The following is a 17,115-nucleotide window of genomic DNA, read 5'->3' on the forward strand; positions in this document are numbered from 1 at the left end:
TGCGTTGGCCGGAATGCCGGCGCAGGTCGCCGCTACAGCCGTGGGCAAGCCCGGGCAAAGCGGGTGGAATGCAGGCTCCCCTCTCTATGGAAGGACGCCAGCATGCCCAAGCGCAATCGTCTCAGCCGCGCCGTCGGCGCCATCAACCTCCTCCCCCGCCGCCTGCGCAGCCGCAGCCTGACGCTGCTGCTGGGCTCCCAGGTGCGCTTCGCCGGCACGGCGAGGGTGCGCATCCATGAACTGGGGCAGGAGCGCGCCATCCTCAGCCTGAAGAACCGTCGACCGGTGCAGAACCACATAAAAGGTATCCATGCCGCAGCGATGGCCTTGCTCGCCGAGTCGGCCAGTGGCTTCCTGGTCGGAATGAACGTACCGGACGACAAGCTGCCGCTGATCAAGACCATGAAGATCGACTATCTCAAGCGCGCCCAGGGCGACCTGACCGCCATCGCGACGCTGGAGGCCGGACAGATCGAGCAGATCCGGCAACAGGACAAGGGCGAGGTCCGCGTGGCGGTGCTGGTCAGCGACGAGAACGGCAACCAGCCGATCGCCTGCGAGATGGTCTGGGCCTGGGTCGGCAAGAAACCCCGGGACGCTACCGCAGCCCCTAGGTAGCGCACCTCCAGAGCGACTACATCTGCGCTGCGAAGCGAACCGCCGCAAACCTTGCCCAGCGCCTTCGCATCCGTCACGAAGAACCGCGGGCGCAGCCCCAGGCGGCGCCACAGCCGGGTTGTCATGGTGCGGAAAGAAGAAAAACCGCCATGCGCCCGGCCCGGAAAATATTCCCGGTTTAATGCAATAACGGATTGATCGCGAGTAATTACCAATAAAAGGGTAAACAATAGTAACGCGGCGAAGAATATATGTAGCGAAGTTATACGGATGCGACATTGCAAACGATATTCATTATCGTTTGAGGTCTTGCAAAGAGCCCTCCCCCACGCTTCGCGGCAATACGACCAAAAGCCAGCCAGGCCGCGCCATTTCTCGCAGAGACAGCATTCACGAGGCTTTCGGGGATTAACCAAAGCGCTGGAAAAAGCAGAGAAGCGTCTGTTTGTGTTAGAAAAATTTACTTGTCCGGCGCTTTGGGCATAAAATCGGAAAGATACATACAACCCTTAGCTCACTACGCAGCGGGTTGCACAAGAAGTCGGGCATTGCGCCCAGAACCCACGATCTTATATATCCGGTACAGAAGGAGTATCAGCATGCCAAACCCAGCTGAACTTGCAGCTCATCACTGGGGATTCGCTGCCTTCCTTCTAGGGGTCGTTGGCCTTCTCGCCTTCATGCTAGGGGTTTCGTCCCTGCTTGGCAGCAAGGCATTTGGTCGCAGCAAGAACGAACCCTTCGAATCCGGGATCGTCCCCACCGGAGGCGCACGCCTGCGTCTCTCGGCAAAATTCTATCTGGTCGCGATGCTCTTCGTGATCTTCGACGTCGAAGCCCTCTTCCTCTTCGCCTGGTCGGTGTCGGTTCGCGAAAGCGGCTGGGCCGGCCTGATCGAGGCAACCATTTTCATAGCAATTCTGTTGGCGGGTCTTGTCTATCTTTGGCGGATCGGTGCGCTCGATTGGGCTCCCGAAAGCCGTCGCAAGCGGCAGGCGAAGCTAAAACAATGAGGCTTTGGCGATGCAATACAAACTTACCCGGATCGATCCCGATGCGGCCAACGACCAATACCCGATAGGCGAACGGGAAACCGTAGCCGACCCGCTGGTCGAGGGCCAGGTTCACAAGAACATCTTCATGGGCAAGCTCGAGGATGTGCTGAACTCCACCGTCAACTGGGGTCGCAAGAACTCGCTCTGGCCCTATAACTTCGGGCTGTCGTGCTGCTACGTGGAGATGACCACCGCCTTCACCGCGCCGCACGATATCGCCCGCTTCGGCGCCGAAGTGATCCGGGCGTCGCCGCGCCAGGCCGACTTCATGGTCATCGCCGGCACCTGCTTCATCAAGATGGCCCCGGTCATCCAGCGCCTCTACGAGCAGATGCTCGAACCCAAGTGGGTCATCTCCATGGGCTCGTGCGCCAATTCCGGCGGCATGTACGACATCTATTCGGTGGTCCAGGGGGTCGACAAGTTCCTCCCCGTGGACGTCTACATCCCCGGCTGCCCGCCCCGTCCGGAGGCGTTCCTGCAAGGCCTGATGCTGCTGCAGGAATCCATCGGCCAGGAGCGCCGCCCGTTGTCCTGGGTCGTTGGCGACCAGGGGGTCTACCGCGCCGAAATGCCGGCCCAGAAAGACCTGAAACGCGAGCAGCGCATCCAGGTGACCAACCTGCGCAGCCCCGACGAAGTGTGATCCGGAACTCCCGGCCAGCCCCGCTGGCCGGCCGAGACCAGCCGCGTTCACCCCACCGTTGACCGAAAGCGACCGAGACCATGACTGCAGACTCCGCTCTGTACATCCCGCCTTACAAGGCAGACGACCAGGATATCGTCGTCGAACTGAATTCCCGCTTTGGCGCCGAGACCTTCACCGTCCAGCCCACCCGTACCGGCATGCCGGTGCTCTGGGTCCCGCGCGAAAGACTGATCGAAGTCCTGACCTTCCTCCGTCAGGTACCCAAGCCCTACGTGATGCTCTACGACCTGCACGGCGTCGACGAGCGGCTGCGCACCCATCGCCGCGGCCTGCCGAGCGCCGACTTCAGCGTGTTCTACCACCTGATGTCGCTGGAGCGTAATAGTGACGTGATGATCAAGGTCGCCTTGTCCGAGCGCGACCTCAACCTGCCCACCGCCACCCGTATCTGGCCCAACGCCAACTGGTACGAGCGCGAAGTGTGGGACATGTACGGCATCACCTTCACCGGCCACCCGCACCTGACCCGCATGCTGATGCCGCCGACCTGGCAGGGCCATCCGCTGCGCAAGGACTACCCGGCGCGCGCCACCGAGTTCGATCCCTACTCCCTGTCCGCCGCCAAGCAGGACCTGGAGCAGGAGGCCCTGCGCTTCAAGCCGGAAGACTGGGGCATGAAGCGCCACGGCGAGAACGAGGACTACATGTTCCTCAACCTCGGCCCGAACCACCCGTCCGCCCACGGCGCGTTCCGCATCATCCTGCAACTGGACGGCGAGGAGATCATCGACTGCGTCCCGGAGATCGGCTACCACCACCGCGGCGCCGAGAAGATGGCCGAGCGCCAGTCCTGGCACAGTTTCATTCCCTACACCGACCGCATCGACTACCTCGGCGGGGTGATGAACAACCTGCCCTACGTACTCTCGGTGGAGAAGCTCGCCGGGATCAAGGTGCCGCAGCGGGTCGACGTGATCCGGATCATGATGGCGGAGTTCTTCCGTATCCTGAACCACCTGCTGTACCTGGGCACCTATATCCAGGACGTCGGCGCCATGACCCCGGTGTTCTTCACCTTCACCGACCGCCAGCGCGCCTACAAGGTGGTCGAGGCCATCACCGGCTTCCGCCTGCACCCGGCCTGGTACCGCATCGGCGGCGTCGCCCACGACCTGCCGCGCGGCTGGGACAAGCTGGTCCGCGAGTTCCTCGACTGGATGCCCAAGCGCCTCGACGAGTACGAGACCGCGGCCCTGAAGAACAGCATCCTGCGCGGCCGGACCATCGGCGTCGCCCAGTACAACACCAAGGAAGCCCTCGAGTGGGGCACCACCGGCGCCGGCCTGCGCGCCACCGGTTGCGACTTCGACCTGCGCAAGGCCCGCCCCTACTCCGGCTACGAGAACTTCGAGTTCGAGGTACCGCTGGCCCACAACGGCGACGCCTACGACCGCTGTATGGTCAAGATGGGCGAGATGCGCCAGAGCCTGCGGATCATCGAACAGTGCCTGAAGAACATGCCGGAAGGCCCGTACAAGGCCGACCATCCGCTGACCACGCCGCCGCCGAAAGAACGCACGCTGCAACACATCGAGACCCTGATCACCCACTTCCTGCAGGTTTCCTGGGGCCCGGTCATGCCGGCCAACGAAGCCTTCCAGATGATCGAGGCGACCAAGGGTATCAACAGCTACTACCTGACCAGCGACGGCAGCACCATGAGCTACCGCACGCGTATCCGGACGCCCAGCTTCGCGCACCTGCAACAGATCCCCTCGGTGATCAACGGCAGCATGATCGCGGACCTGATCGCCTACCTGGGTAGCATCGATTTCGTTATGGCTGACGTGGACCGCTGACATGAGCCAGAGCAACCTGATTCAGACCGACCGTTTCGTCCTCAGCGAAACCGAGCGCTCGTCCATCGAGCATGAAATGCATCACTACGAGGACCCGCGCGCGGCGTCCATCGAAGCCCTGAAGATCGTCCAGAAGCAGCGCGGCTGGGTGCCGGACGGCGCCATCCCGGCGATCGGCGAGGTGCTGGGGATCCCGGCCAGCGACGTCGAAGGCGTCGCCACCTTCTATAGTCAGATATTCCGCCAGCCGGTGGGCCGCCACATCATTCGCGTCTGCGACAGCATGGTCTGCTACATCGGCGGCCACGAGTCGGTGGTCGGCGAGATCCAGAAGCAACTCGGCATCGGTCTCGGCCAGACTACCGCCGACGGACGCTTCACCCTGCTCCCGGTCTGCTGCCTGGGCAACTGCGACAAGGCCCCGGCGCTGATGATCGACGACGACACCCATGGCGACGTGCGTCCCGACGGTGTCGCCAAACTGCTGGAGGCCTACGTATGACCCTTACCTCCATTGGTCCGGCCAACCGCATGACGCGTTCGGCGGAAACCCATCCGCTGACCTGGCGCCTGCGCGAAGACGCCCAGCCCGTCTGGCTCGAGGAATACCAGAGCAAGGACGGCTACGCCGCGGCGCGCAAGGCGCTGACCCAGATGGCCCAGGACGACATCGTCCAGACCGTCAAGGACTCCGGCCTCAAGGGCCGCGGCGGCGCGGGCTTCCCCACCGGCGTGAAGTGGGGCCTGATGCCGAAGGACGAGTCGCTGAACATCCGCTACCTGCTGTGCAACGCGGACGAGATGGAGCCGAACACCTGGAAGGACCGCATGCTCATGGAGCAGCTGCCGCACCTGCTGGTGGAAGGCATGCTGATTTCCGCGCGCGCGCTGAAGGCCTACCGCGGCTACATCTTCCTGCGCGGCGAATACGTCGATGCGGCGCGCAACCTAAACCGCGCCATCGACGAAGCCAAGGCCGCCGGCCTGCTCGGCAAGAACATCCTCGGCAGCGGCTTCGATTTCGAGCTGTTCGTCCACACCGGTGCCGGCCGCTACATCTGCGGCGAAGAGACCGCGCTGATCAACTCGCTGGAAGGCCGCCGCGCCAACCCGCGTTCCAAACCGCCCTTCCCTGCCGCCGTCGGCGTCTGGGGCAAGCCGACCTGCGTGAACAACGTGGAGACGCTGTGCAACGTGCCGGCCATCGTCGGCAACGGCGTGGACTGGTACAAGACCCTGGCCCGCCCCGGCAGCGAAGACATGGGCACCAAGCTGATGGGCTTCTCCGGCAAGGTGAAGAACCCCGGCCTGTGGGAACTGCCGTTCGGCGTCAGCGCCCGCGAGCTGTTCGAGGACTACGCCGGCGGCATGCGCGACGGCTTCCAGCTCAAGGCCTGGCAGCCCGGCGGCGCCGGTACCGGCTTCCTGCTCCCGGAGCACCTGGATGCGCAGATGTTCGCCGGCGGTATCGCCAAGGTCGGCACCCGGATGGGCACCGGCCTGGCCATGGCGGTGGACGACAGCATCAACATGGTTTCCCTGCTGCGCAACATGGAAGAGTTCTTCGCCCGCGAGTCCTGCGGCTGGTGCACCCCCTGCCGCGACGGCCTGCCGTGGAGCGTGAAGCTGCTGCGCGCCCTGGAGCGTGGCGAAGGCCAGCCCGGCGACCTCGAGACCCTCGAGCAGTTGGTCAACTTCCTCGGCCCAGGCAAGACCTTCTGCGCCCACGCGCCGGGAGCCGTCGAGCCGCTGGGCAGCGCCCTCAAGTATTTCCGTGCCGAATTCGAGGCGGGCATCTCCCGCCAGCCTTCGGCCGCGCCGCGCCCGGCAACGGTCGGCGCCTGATGCTTTGCAGCCGGACGGCCAGCCGTCCGGCGATGTTTCGTCGTCGTGCCGCGGCCCGGCCGCAGGCCCGACGGAACCGTGAGTTTCTATTAGCCACGCCCGCTGACAACGGGCCAACGAAGACTTGAACCATGGCCACTATCCACGTAGACGGCAAGACGCTCGAAGTCGATGGTGCAGACAACCTCCTGCAGGCCTGTCTGTCCCTCGGTCTCGACATTCCCTACTTCTGCTGGCACCCGGCGCTCGGTAGCGTCGGCGCCTGCCGCCAGTGCGCGGTGAAGCAGTACACCGACGAGAACGACAAGCGTGGTCGCCTCGTCATGTCCTGCATGACCCCCGCCACCGACAACACCTGGATCTCCATCGAAGACGAAGAGGCCAAGCAGTTCCGCGCCAGCGTCGTCGAATGGCTGATGACCAACCACCCGCACGACTGCCCGGTGTGCGAGGAAGGCGGTCACTGCCACCTGCAGGACATGACGGTGATGACCGGCCACAACGAGCGCCGGTACCGCTTCACCAAGCGCACCCACCAGAACCAGGAACTCGGCCCGTTCATCGCCCACGAGATGAACCGCTGCATCGCCTGCTACCGCTGCGTGCGCTACTACAAGGACTACGCCGGCGGCACCGACCTCGGCGTCTACGGCGCCCACGACAACGTCTACTTCGGACGGGTCGAGGACGGCGTGCTGGAAAGCGAGTTCTCCGGCAACCTCACCGAGGTCTGCCCCACCGGCGTGTTCACCGACAAGACCCACTCCGAGCGCTACAACCGCAAGTGGGACATGCAGTTCGCCCCGAGCATCTGCCACGGCTGCTCCAGCGGCTGCAACATCAGCCCCGGCGAGCGCTACGGCGAGATCCGCCGCATCGAGAACCGCTACAACGGCTCGGTCAACCACTACTTCCTCTGCGACCGCGGTCGCTTCGGCTACGGCTACGTCAACCGCGAAGACCGTCCGCGCCAGCCGCTGCTGGTGCTGAGCAAGCAGAAGCTGAGCCTGGACGGCGCCCTCGACCAGGCCGCCGCCCTGCTGAAGGAGCGCAAGGTGGTCGGCATCGGTTCGCCGCGCGCCAGCCTGGAAAGCAACTTCGCCCTGCGCGAGCTGGTTGGCGAAGGCAACTTCTACAGCGGCATCAACGAAGGCGAGCTCGACCGCCTGCGCCTGATCCTGCAGGTCATGCAGGAAGGCCCGCTGCCGGTGCCGAGCATCCGCGACATCGAGGACCACGACGCGGTCTTCGTCCTCGGCGAGGACCTGACCCAGACCGCCGCCCGCATCGCCCTGGCCCTGCGCCAGTCGGTGAAGGGCAAGGCCGTCGAGATGGCCGCCGACATGAAGGTCCAGCCGTGGCTCGACGCCGCGGTGAAGAACATCGCCCAGCACGCGCAGAACCCGCTGTTCATCGCCAGCGTCAGCGCGACCCGCCTCGACGACGTGGCCGAGGAAACCGTCCACGCCGCACCGGACGACCTCGCCCGCCTCGGCTTCGCCGTGGCCCACGCGATCGACCCGAGCGCTCCATCCGTGGCCGACCTCGACCCGCAGGCCCAGGCCTTCGCCCAGCGCATCGCCGATGCCCTGCTGGCGGCCAAGCGTCCGCTGGTGGTGTCCGGCAACTCGCTGGGCAACAAGGCATTGATCGAAGCCGCGGCGAACATCGCCAAGGCCCTCAAGCAGCGCGAGAAGAACGGTTCCATCAGCCTGGTGGTCGGCGAAGCCAACAGCCTCGGCCTGGCGCTCTTCGGCGGCGACTCCGTGGAAGCCGCGCTCGAGCGACTGACCTCCGGACAGGCCGACGCCGTGGTGGTGCTGGAGAACGATCTCTACCGCCGCACCGACGCCGCCCGTGTCGACGCAGCCCTGGCGGCGGCCAGGGTGGTGATCGTCGCCGATCACCAGCAGACCGCCACCACCGCCAAGGCGCACCTGGTGCTGCCGGCGGCCAGCTTCGCCGAAGGCGACGGCACCCTGGTCAGCCAGGAAGGCCGCGCCCAGCGCTTCTTCCAGGTGTTCGACCCGACCTACTACGACGCCAGGAACATGGTCCGCGAGGGCTGGCGCTGGCTGCATGCGATCCACAGCACCCTGCAAGGCAAGCGCGTCGACTGGACCCAGCTGGACCACGTCACCGAAGCCGTGGCCGAGGCCAAGCCGATCCTGGCCGGTATCCGCGACGCCGCACCGGCCGCCTCGTTCCGCATCAAGGGCCTCAAGCTGGCCCGCGAACCGCACCGCTACAGCGGGCGCACCGCCATGCGCGCCAACATCAGCGTGCACGAGCCGCGCACCCCGCAGGACATCGACTCGGCGTTCGCCTTCTCCATGGAAGGCTACTCCGGCAGCCAGGAAGACCGTCAGCAGATCCCGTTCGCCTGGTCGCCGGGCTGGAACTCGCCGCAGGCCTGGAACAAGTTCCAGGACGAGGTCGGCGGCCACCTGCGCGCCGGCGACCCCGGCGTGCGCCTGATCGAACCGAAGGGCGAAGGCCTCGACTGGTTCCAGGCCGTGCCGGTGCCGTTCAGCGCCAAGGCCGACAGCTGGAAGGTAGTGCCTCTGTACCACCTGTTCGGTAGCGAGGAAAACAGCTCGCGGGCCGCGCCGATCCAGCAGCGCATCCCGGAGACCTACGTCGCCCTGTCCAAGGAAGACGCGGACCGCCTCGGCGTCAACGACGGCGCGACCCTCGGCTTCCAGCTCAAGGGCCAGGCCCTGCGCCTGCCGCTGCGCATCGATGAACAACTCGGCGCCGGCCTGATCGGCCTGCCGGTCGGCTTCGCCGGCATCCCGGCGGCGATCGCCGGCTGCTCCGTGGAAGATCTGCAGGAGGCTGCACAATGAGTTGGCTGACTCCCGCTCTGGTCACCATCATCCTCACCGTGGTCAAGGCCATCGTGGTGCTGCTCGCCGTGGTCATCTGCGGCGCCCTGCTCAGTTGGGTCGAGCGCCGCCTGCTCGGCCTCTGGCAGGACCGCTACGGCCCCAACCGGGTCGGTCCGTTCGGTGCGTTCCAGCTCGGCGCGGACATGGTCAAGATGTTCTTCAAGGAGGACTGGACCCCGCCGTTCGCCGACAAGATGATCTTCACCCTGGCCCCGGTGATCGCGATGGGCGCCCTGCTCGTCGCCTTCGCCATCGTGCCGATCACCCCCACCTGGGGCGTGGCGGACCTGAACATCGGCATCCTGTTCTTCTTCGCCATGGCCGGCCTGACGGTGTACGCCGTGCTGTTCGCCGGCTGGTCGAGCAACAACAAGTTCGCCCTGCTCGGCAGCCTGCGCGCCTCGGCCCAGACCATCTCCTACGAGGTGTTCCTGGCCCTGTCGCTGATGGGCATCGTCGCCCAGGTCGGCTCGTTCAACATGCGCGACATCGTCCAGTACCAGATCGACAACGTCTGGTTCATCATTCCGCAGTTCTTCGGCTTCTGCACCTTCATCATCGCCGGCGTCGCCGTGACCCACCGTCACCCGTTCGACCAGCCGGAAGCGGAGCAGGAACTGGCGGACGGCTACCACATCGAGTACGCCGGGATGAAATGGGGCATGTTCTTCGTCGGCGAGTACATCGGCATCGTGCTGGTCTCGGCGCTGCTGGCGACCCTGTTCTTCGGCGGCTGGCACGGTCCGTTCCTGGACACCTTGCCCTGGCTGTCGTTCTTCTACTTCGCCGCCAAGACTGGCTTCTTCATCATGCTCTTCATCCTGATCCGCGCCTCGCTGCCGCGTCCGCGCTATGACCAGGTGATGGCGTTCAGCTGGAAGGTGTGCCTGCCGCTGACCCTGATCAACCTGCTGGTGACCGGCGCGCTCGTGCTGGCCGCGGCCCAGTAAGGAGAACCACCGTGATCAAAGAAATCATCAACGTCGTGCATGGCACCTTCACCCAGCTTCGCAGCCTGGTGATGATCTTCGGCCATGCCTTCCGCAAGCGCGACACCCTGCAATACCCCGAAGAGCCGGTCTACCTGCCGCCGCGCTATCGTGGCCGGATCGTCCTGACCCGCGACCCCGACGGCGAGGAACGCTGCGTAGCCTGCAACCTGTGTGCCGTGGCCTGTCCGGTTGGCTGCATCTCCCTGCAGAAGGCCGAGACCGAGGACGGTCGCTGGTATCCGGAGTTCTTCCGCATCAACTTCTCGCGCTGCATCTTCTGCGGCCTGTGCGAGGAAGCCTGCCCGACCACCGCGATCCAGCTCACCCCGGACTTCGAGATGGGCGAGTTCAAGCGCCAGGACCTGGTCTACGAGAAGCACGACCTGCTGATCTCCGGCCCGGGCAAGAACCCGGACTACAACTACTACCGCGTTGCGGGGATGGCGATCGCCGGCAAGCCGAAAGGCGCCGCGCAGAACGAAGCCGAACCGATCAACGTGAAAAGCCTGCTGCCATAAGGAGACGTCGCGTGGAATTCGCTTTCTATTTCGCTGCCGGCGTCGCCGTACTGGCCACGCTGCGGGTCATCACCAACAGCAACCCGGTGCATGCCCTGCTCTACCTGATCATTTCCCTGCTGGCCATCTCGATGACCTTCTTCAGCCTCGGCGCACCCTTCGCCGGCGCCCTGGAGATCATCGTCTACGCTGGCGCCATCATGGTTCTGTTCGTCTTCGTGGTGATGATGCTCAACCTCGGCCCGGCCGTGGTCGAGCAGGAGCGCAAGTGGCTCACGCCCGGCATCTGGGTCGGGCCTTCGGCCCTGGCCCTGGTCCTGCTGGTGGAACTGCTGGTGGTCCTCGCCCGCACCCCGAGCGGTGCCGGCATCGGCCATACCACGGTAGACGCCAAGGCGGTCGGCATCAGCCTCTACGGCCCGTACCTGCTGGTGGTCGAACTGGCCTCCATGCTGTTGCTCGCGGCCCTGGTCGCTGCCTATCACCTGGGTCGTCAAGACGCCAAACAATAAAGGTTCGGCGGGCGCCCTGCGCCCGCCCCAAGGGAACGTAACGCTATGAACGCAATACCACTGGAACACGGCCTGGCCCTCGCCAGCGTCCTGTTCGCCCTCGGACTGGTCGGCTTGATGGTGCGACGCAACATCCTGTTCGTACTGATGAGCCTGGAAGTGATGATGAACGCCGCCGCCCTCGCCTTCGTGGTCGCCGGCAGCCGCTGGGGCCAACCCGACGGCCAGGTGATGTTCATCCTGGTGCTGAGCCTCGCGGCCGCCGAAGCGAGCATCGGCCTGGCGATCCTGCTGCAACTGTATCGCCGCTTCCACACCCTCGATATCGACGCTGCCAGCGAGATGCGCGGATGAACCTTCTACCTCTTACCTTCCTGTTCCCCCTGGTCGGCTTCCTGCTGCTGTCGTTCTCCCGCGGCAGGTGGTCGGAAAACCTTTCGGCGCTGGTCGGCGTCGGCTCGGTCGGCCTCTCCGCCCTGAGCGCGGCCTGGGCCATCTTCAGCTTCCACAGCAGTCCGCCGGAAGGCGGCGCCTACAGCCTGGTGCTGTGGCAGTGGATGGCGGCCGGCGACTTCAGCACCAACTTCACCCTGTACCTGGACGGCCTCTCGGTAACCATGCTCGGCGTGGTTACCGGCGTCGGCTTCCTGATCCACCTGTTCGCCTCCTGGTACATGCGTGGCGAAACCGGCTATTCGCGCTTCTTCGCCTACACCAACCTGTTCATTGCCAGCATGCTGTTCCTGGTGCTGGGCGACAACCTGCTGTTCCTCTACTTCGGCTGGGAAGGCGTGGGCCTGTGCAGCTACCTGCTGATCGGCTTCTACTACAGCAATCGCAACAACGGTAACGCGGCGCTCAAGGCGTTCATCGTCACCCGCGTCGGCGACGTGTTCATGGCTTTCGGCCTGTTCATCCTGTTCCAGCAGTTCGGCACCCTGAACATCCAGGAGCTGCTGGTGCTGGCGCCGCAGAAGTTCCCGGAAGGCAACCTCTGGCTGACCCTGGCGACCCTGGCCCTGCTCGGCGGCGCGGTCGGCAAGTCCGCCCAGCTGCCGCTGCAGACCTGGCTGGCCGACGCCATGGCCGGCCCGACCCCGGTCTCCGCGCTGATCCACGCCGCCACCATGGTGACCGCCGGCGTCTACCTGATCGCCCGTTGCCACGGCCTGTTCACCCTGGCCCCGGACATCCTCGAACTGGTCGGCATCGTCGGCGCGGTGACCCTGGTCCTGGCCGGCTTCGCCGCCCTGGTGCAGACCGATATCAAGCGCATCCTCGCCTACTCGACCATGAGCCAGATCGGCTACATGTTCCTCGCCCTCGGCGTCGGCGCCTGGGACGCGGCGATCTTCCACCTGATGACCCACGCCTTCTTCAAGGCCCTGCTGTTCCTCGCCTCGGGCGCGGTGATCGTCGCCTGCCACCACGAGCAGAACATCTTCAAGATGGGCGGCTTGTGGAAGAAGCTGCCGCTGGCCTACGCCAGCTTCGTGGTCGGCGGTGCGGCGCTGGCCGCCCTGCCCTTCCTCACCGCGGGCTTCTACTCCAAGGACGAGATCCTCTGGGAGGCCTTCGCCAGCGGCCATCGCGAACTGCTGATCGCCGGCCTGGTGGGTGCGTTCCTGACCTCGATCTACACCTTCCGCCTGATCTTCGTCGCCTTCCACGGCGAGCCGAAGACCGAAGCCCACGCCGGCCACGGGATTTCCCACTGGCTGCCGCTCAGCGTGCTGATCGTCCTGTCGACCTTCGTCGGCGCCCTGATCACCCCGCCGCTGGCCGGCGTCCTGCCGGAAAGCGTCGGCCACGCCGGTGGCGAAGCCAAGCACAGCCTGGAACTGGCCTCGGGCGCAATCGCCATCGCCGGCATCCTGCTGGCCGGCCTGCTGTTCCTCGGCCAGCGCCGCTTCGTCAGCGCCCTGGCGAAGAGCGCCCCGGGTCGTTTCTTCGGTACCTGGTGGTACCACGCCTGGGGCTTCGACTGGCTGTACGACAAGCTGTTCGTGAAACCCTACCTGCTGCTCTGCCAATTGCTGGGGCGCGACCCCATCGACCGTACCCTGGGCGTCGTTCCGTTCAGCGTGCGCGGCGGACACAACCTCCTCAGCCTCACCGAGAACGGCCGCCTGCGCTGGTACGCCGCTTCCCTGGTGGGTGGCGCCGCCATCCTGCTCGGCGCGCTGCTGCTGGCCTAACGAATTCACGGAGAGACTGAGCCTGTCATGATTCTGCCCTGGCTAATCCTGATCCCCTTCATCGGCGGTTTCCTCTGCTGGATCGCCGAACACAGCAGCAAGACCCTGCCCCGCTGGATCGCGCTGCTTTCGATGACCCTGGTCCTGATCCTGAGCCTGTGGATCTGGGCCACCGGCGACTTCCAGCTGGCGCCCGCGCCCGGCGGCGAGCCGGAATGGACCCTGCAATTCAAGGTGCTGTGGATCGAGCGTCTCGGCATCAGCGTCCACCTGGCGATGGATGGCCTGTCGCTGCTGATGGTCGCCCTCACCGGCCTGCTCGGCGTGCTCTCGGTCCTCTGCTCGTGGAACGAGATCCAGCGCCGCATCGGCTTCTTCCATCTGAACCTGCTGTGGATCCTGGGCGGTGTGATCGGCGTGTTCCTCGCCATCGACCTGTTCCTGTTCTTCTTCTTCTGGGAAATGATGCTGGTGCCGATGTACTTCCTCATCGCGCTGTGGGGACACAGCTCCGATGACGGCAAGAAGACCCGCATCTACGCCGCCACCAAGTTCTTCATCTTCACCCAGGCCAGCGGCCTGGTGATGCTGGTGGCGATCCTCGGCCTGGTGTTCGTCAACTTCAATGCCACCGGCGTGATCACCTTCGACTACGCCACCCTGCTGAAGACCCAGCTGAGCCCCCACGTGGAATGGCTGCTGATGCTCGGCTTCTTCGTCGCCTTCGCAGTGAAGATGCCAGTGGTGCCGGTGCATTCCTGGCTGCCGGACGCCCACGCCCAGGCGCCCACCGCCGGCTCCGTGGACCTCGCCGGCATCCTCCTGAAGACCGCCGCCTACGGCCTGATCCGCTTCGCCCTGCCGCTGTTCCCCAACGCCTCGGCGGAATTCGCGCCGATCGCCATGTGGCTCGGCATCATCGGCATCTTCTACGGTGCCCTGCTGTCCTTCGCGCAGACCGACATCAAGCGCCTGGTCGCCTACTCCAGCGTTTCGCACATGGGCTTCGTGATGATCGGCATCTACTCCGGCAGCCAGGTCGCGCTGCAGGGCGTGGTGGTACAGATGATCGCCCACGGCCTCTCCGCCGCGGCGCTGTTCATCCTCTGCGGCCAGCTCTACGAGCGCCTGCATACCCGCGACATGCGCAAGATGGGCGGCCTGTGGTCGCGCATGCCCTACCTGCCGGCGATCAGCCTGTTCTTCGCCTCGGCGTCGCTGGGCCTGCCCGGCACCGGCAACTTCGTCGGCGAGTTCCTGATCCTGATCGGCGCCTTCAAGGTGGTCCCGGTGATCATCGTGATCGCCACCTTCGGCCTGGTCTTCGCCTCGGTCTACTCGCTGATCATGATCCACCGCGCCTACTTCGGACCCAGCCAGTCCGACGAGCCGATCCTCGGCCTCGACGCCCGCGAACTGAGCATGGTGCTCGGCCTGGCGGTCCTGCTGGTCCTGCTCGGGGTCTACCCGCAGCCGGTGCTGGACATCTCCGCGGCCAGCATGCACGGCGTGCAGCAATGGCTGGGCGCAGCCCTTTCCACCCTTGCAGGACGGTAGTCGCGAAATGACCTTTACGATCCAACACTTCATCGCGCTCCTGCCACTGCTGATCACCAGCGCCACCCTGGTGGTGGTGATGCTGGCGGTAGCCTGGAAACGCAATCACTCGTTCACCGCCACTCTCTCGGTGATCGGCCTCAACCTGGCCCTGCTGTCGCTGCTGCCGGTCCTCGGCGTCACCCCGATCGAGGTGACCCCGCTGGTGCTGGTGGACAACTACGCCTGCTTCTACATGGCCCTGGTGCTGGTCTCCGCCCTGGCCTGCGTGACCCTCGCCCACGCCTACATGGAAAGCTATCCGGGTAACCGCGAAGAGCTGTACCTGCTCCTGCTGCTGGCCACCGCCGGCGGCCTGGTGCTGGTCAGCGCGCAGCACCTGGCCAGCCTGTTCATCGGCCTGGAGCTGCTCTCGGTCCCGGTCTACGGGATGGTCGCCTACGCCTTCTTCAACAAGCGCTCGCTGGAAGCCGGCATCAAGTACACCGTGCTCTCGGCCGCCGGCTCCGCCTTCCTGCTGTTCGGCATGGCCCTGCTCTACGCCGAGTCCGGTACCCTGGGCTTCGCCGGCCTTGGCGCCAAGGTCGCCGAGCACGTGCTGAGCGGTCCGCTGGTCAGCGTTGGCGTCGGCATGATGCTGGTCGGCCTGGGCTTCAAGCTGTCGCTGGTGCCCTTCCACCTGTGGACCCCGGACGTCTACGAAGGCGCCCCGGCACCGGTCTCGGCGTTCCTCGCCACCGCCAGCAAGGTCGCGGTGTTCGCCGTGCTGCTGCGGCTGTTCCAGATCGCCCCGGCGGCTCTGGACAACCAACTGCTGAACATCTCCCTGAGCGTCATCGCGGTCGCCTCGATCCTCTTCGGCAACCTGCTGGCACTGACCCAGAGCAACATCAAGCGCCTGCTCGGCTACTCGTCCATCGCCCACCTGGGCTACCTGCTGGTCGCCCTGATCGCCAGCAAGGGCATGGCCGTGGAAGCGGTCGGCGTCTACCTGGCCACCTACGTACTGACCTCCCTCGGCGCGTTCGGCGTGATCACCCTGATGTCCACCCCGTACAGCGGCCGCGACGCCGATGCGCTGTTCGAGTACCGCGGCCTGTTCTGGCGCCGGCCGGTGCTGACCGCGGTGATGACCGTGATGATGCTGTCGCTGGCAGGCATCCCGCTGACCGCCGGCTTCATCGGCAAGTTCTACGTGATCGCGGTCGGCGTCGAGTCGCACCTGTGGTGGCTGATCGGCGCCCTGGTGCTGGGCAGCGCCATCGGCCTGTACTACTACCTGCGGGTCATGGTCACCCTGTTCCTGGTCGAGCCCGGCATCCGCCAGCACGACGCACCGTTCAACTGGGGCCAGCGCGCCGGCGGCATCATGCTGGTGGCCATCGCCCTGCTGGCGTTCTTCCTCGGCGTCTACCCGCAGCCGCTGCTGGAAATCCTCCAGCATTCCGGCCTGGCCCTCGCCGGCTGAGTCGCCCGCTCCACGAAAACCCCGCCTCGGCGGGGTTTTTCTTTGGCCCGCCCCACGCACCCTGCCCCGCTGCCGTGGCATGCTCCGCGCTCCATGGATGAACCCGGAGGCCTCATGCCCACCTTCCACGATATCGACGTCCTGCGACACAACAGCGCCAGTTGGGACGCCCAGGCCGCCCGTGACTGCGAATGGTCGCGACCGGTCAGCGCCGAAGAGGTCGCCGCCGCACGCCGCGGCGACTGGGCGGTGAAGCTGACCCCGGGCGCGTTACCCGCTCACTGGCTGGGCGACGTACGCGGCCGCGAGATCCTCTGCCTGGCCTCGGCCGGCGGCCAGCAGGCGCCGATCCTTGCCGCCGCCGGCGCACGGGTCACGCTGTTCGACGCCTCGGCGGGACAGCTGGACAAGGACCGCCAGGTCGCCGCCCGCGACCGCCTCGAACTGGCCTGCGTGCAGGGCGACATGCGCGACCTCTCGACCTTCGCCGATGTCTCCTTCGACCTGGTCTTCAATCCCATCTCCAATCTCTACGTCGACGATGTCCTGCCGGTCTGGCGCGAATGCGCGCGGGTGCTGCGGCCGGGCGGCAAGCTGCTGGCGAGCTTCTACAACCCGGCGCTGTTCATCGAGGACCGCTCGCCGGAACTGGCAGAGCAGGGCCTGATCCGGCCGCGACATCGCCTGCCCTACTCCGACCTGGAAAGCCTCTCCGCCGAAGCCCTCGCGGCGAAGCGCGAGAAAGGCGAAGCCCTGGTGTTCGGCCATAGCCTGACCCAGCAGATCGCCGGCCAGCTCGCCGCCGGCCTGCTGCTGCAGGATCTCTACGAAGACTGGCAACCGCACCCGCGCTTCGTCATCGACCGCTTCATGCCGACCTTCCTCGCCACCTGCGCGCTCAAGCCGAGGTCCGCCGCCGGTTGATAGCGGCGAGCCCTGAGGAGTGCCGGCAA

Annotated in this window: 15 protein-coding genes; all 15 read left to right on the top strand. The window is 65.6% G+C overall.

Going from position 1 to position 17,115, the window contains the following annotated elements; genetic code table 11:
• The first annotated feature begins 63 nt into the window (after positions 1-63).
• The 15 genes from FOC67_RS14105 to FOC67_RS14175 all read left to right on the top strand — a co-directional run bounded on the left by FOC67_RS14105 (position 64) and on the right by FOC67_RS14175 (position 17,086).
• On the top strand, positions 64-618 hold the full coding sequence (locus FOC67_RS14105; RefSeq protein WP_003119967.1) for a DUF4442 domain-containing protein: 555 nt from the start codon (positions 64-66) through the stop codon (positions 616-618).
• Positions 619-1,217: 599 nt separating this feature from the next.
• Positions 1,218-1,631, top strand: a complete 414-nt coding sequence (locus tag FOC67_RS14110; RefSeq protein ID WP_003090452.1) for an NADH-quinone oxidoreductase subunit A — start codon at positions 1,218-1,220, stop codon at positions 1,629-1,631.
• 10 nt (positions 1,632-1,641) lie between these two features.
• Positions 1,642-2,319 carry an NADH-quinone oxidoreductase subunit B family protein gene (locus FOC67_RS14115; protein ID WP_003090455.1) on the top strand — a complete coding sequence of 226 codons (678 nt, stop codon included), beginning with the start codon at positions 1,642-1,644 and terminating at the stop codon, positions 2,317-2,319.
• An 80-nt stretch (positions 2,320-2,399) separates the two neighbouring features.
• Positions 2,400-4,181, top strand: a complete 1,782-nt coding sequence (gene nuoC / locus FOC67_RS14120) for an NADH-quinone oxidoreductase subunit C/D (protein WP_003090458.1) — start codon at positions 2,400-2,402, stop codon at positions 4,179-4,181.
• 1 nt (position 4,182) lies between these two features.
• Positions 4,183-4,683: an NADH-quinone oxidoreductase subunit NuoE gene (nuoE, locus tag FOC67_RS14125; RefSeq protein WP_003090460.1), complete on the top strand. Its 501-nt coding sequence runs from the start codon at positions 4,183-4,185 to the stop codon at positions 4,681-4,683.
• The gene (nuoF, locus tag FOC67_RS14130; protein WP_003090462.1) at positions 4,680-6,026 is read left to right on the top strand and encodes an NADH-quinone oxidoreductase subunit NuoF; all 1,347 of its coding nucleotides are present in this window, start codon (positions 4,680-4,682) and stop codon (positions 6,024-6,026) included. The genes nuoE and nuoF overlap by 4 nt, the downstream gene beginning before the upstream one ends.
• A gap of 131 nt (positions 6,027-6,157) precedes the next feature.
• A complete protein-coding gene (nuoG, locus tag FOC67_RS14135; RefSeq protein ID WP_009314013.1) occupies positions 6,158-8,875 on the top strand; it encodes an NADH-quinone oxidoreductase subunit NuoG in 2,718 nt (905 codons plus the stop codon).
• Entirely contained in the window at positions 8,872-9,867 is a 996-nt protein-coding gene (nuoH, locus tag FOC67_RS14140) for an NADH-quinone oxidoreductase subunit NuoH (protein ID WP_003090465.1), read from the top strand. Before nuoG ends, nuoH begins: the two co-directional genes overlap by 4 nt.
• A gap of 11 nt (positions 9,868-9,878) precedes the next feature.
• The gene (gene nuoI / locus FOC67_RS14145) at positions 9,879-10,427 is read left to right on the top strand and encodes an NADH-quinone oxidoreductase subunit NuoI (protein ID WP_003090467.1); all 549 of its coding nucleotides are present in this window, start codon (positions 9,879-9,881) and stop codon (positions 10,425-10,427) included.
• Between the two features lie 11 nt (positions 10,428-10,438).
• Positions 10,439-10,939 carry an NADH-quinone oxidoreductase subunit J gene (gene nuoJ / locus FOC67_RS14150; protein ID WP_003090473.1) on the top strand — a complete coding sequence of 167 codons (501 nt, stop codon included), beginning with the start codon at positions 10,439-10,441 and terminating at the stop codon, positions 10,937-10,939.
• Between the two features lie 45 nt (positions 10,940-10,984).
• Positions 10,985-11,293 carry an NADH-quinone oxidoreductase subunit NuoK gene (gene nuoK, locus FOC67_RS14155; protein ID WP_003090475.1) on the top strand — a complete coding sequence of 103 codons (309 nt, stop codon included), beginning with the start codon at positions 10,985-10,987 and terminating at the stop codon, positions 11,291-11,293.
• A complete protein-coding gene (gene nuoL, locus FOC67_RS14160) occupies positions 11,290-13,137 on the top strand; it encodes an NADH-quinone oxidoreductase subunit L (RefSeq protein ID WP_009314012.1) in 1,848 nt (615 codons plus the stop codon). Before nuoK ends, nuoL begins: the two co-directional genes overlap by 4 nt.
• A 27-nt stretch (positions 13,138-13,164) precedes the next feature.
• Positions 13,165-14,694, top strand: a complete 1,530-nt coding sequence (nuoM, locus tag FOC67_RS14165) for an NADH-quinone oxidoreductase subunit M (RefSeq protein ID WP_003090479.1) — start codon at positions 13,165-13,167, stop codon at positions 14,692-14,694.
• 7 nt (positions 14,695-14,701) lie between these two features.
• Complete coding sequence (gene nuoN, locus FOC67_RS14170; RefSeq protein WP_003090482.1) at positions 14,702-16,162, top strand: NADH-quinone oxidoreductase subunit NuoN; 1,461 nt, start codon at positions 14,702-14,704, stop codon at positions 16,160-16,162.
• A gap of 114 nt (positions 16,163-16,276) precedes the next feature.
• Positions 16,277-17,086: a class I SAM-dependent methyltransferase gene (locus tag FOC67_RS14175; RefSeq protein WP_009314008.1), complete on the top strand. Its 810-nt coding sequence runs from the start codon at positions 16,277-16,279 to the stop codon at positions 17,084-17,086.
• The last annotated feature ends 29 nt before the right edge of the window (positions 17,087-17,115 follow it).

It is taken from the genome of Pseudomonas sp. FDAARGOS_761 (assembly GCF_013343155.1).
In the GTDB taxonomy this organism is placed as follows: domain Bacteria; phylum Pseudomonadota; class Gammaproteobacteria; order Pseudomonadales; family Pseudomonadaceae; genus Pseudomonas; species Pseudomonas aeruginosa.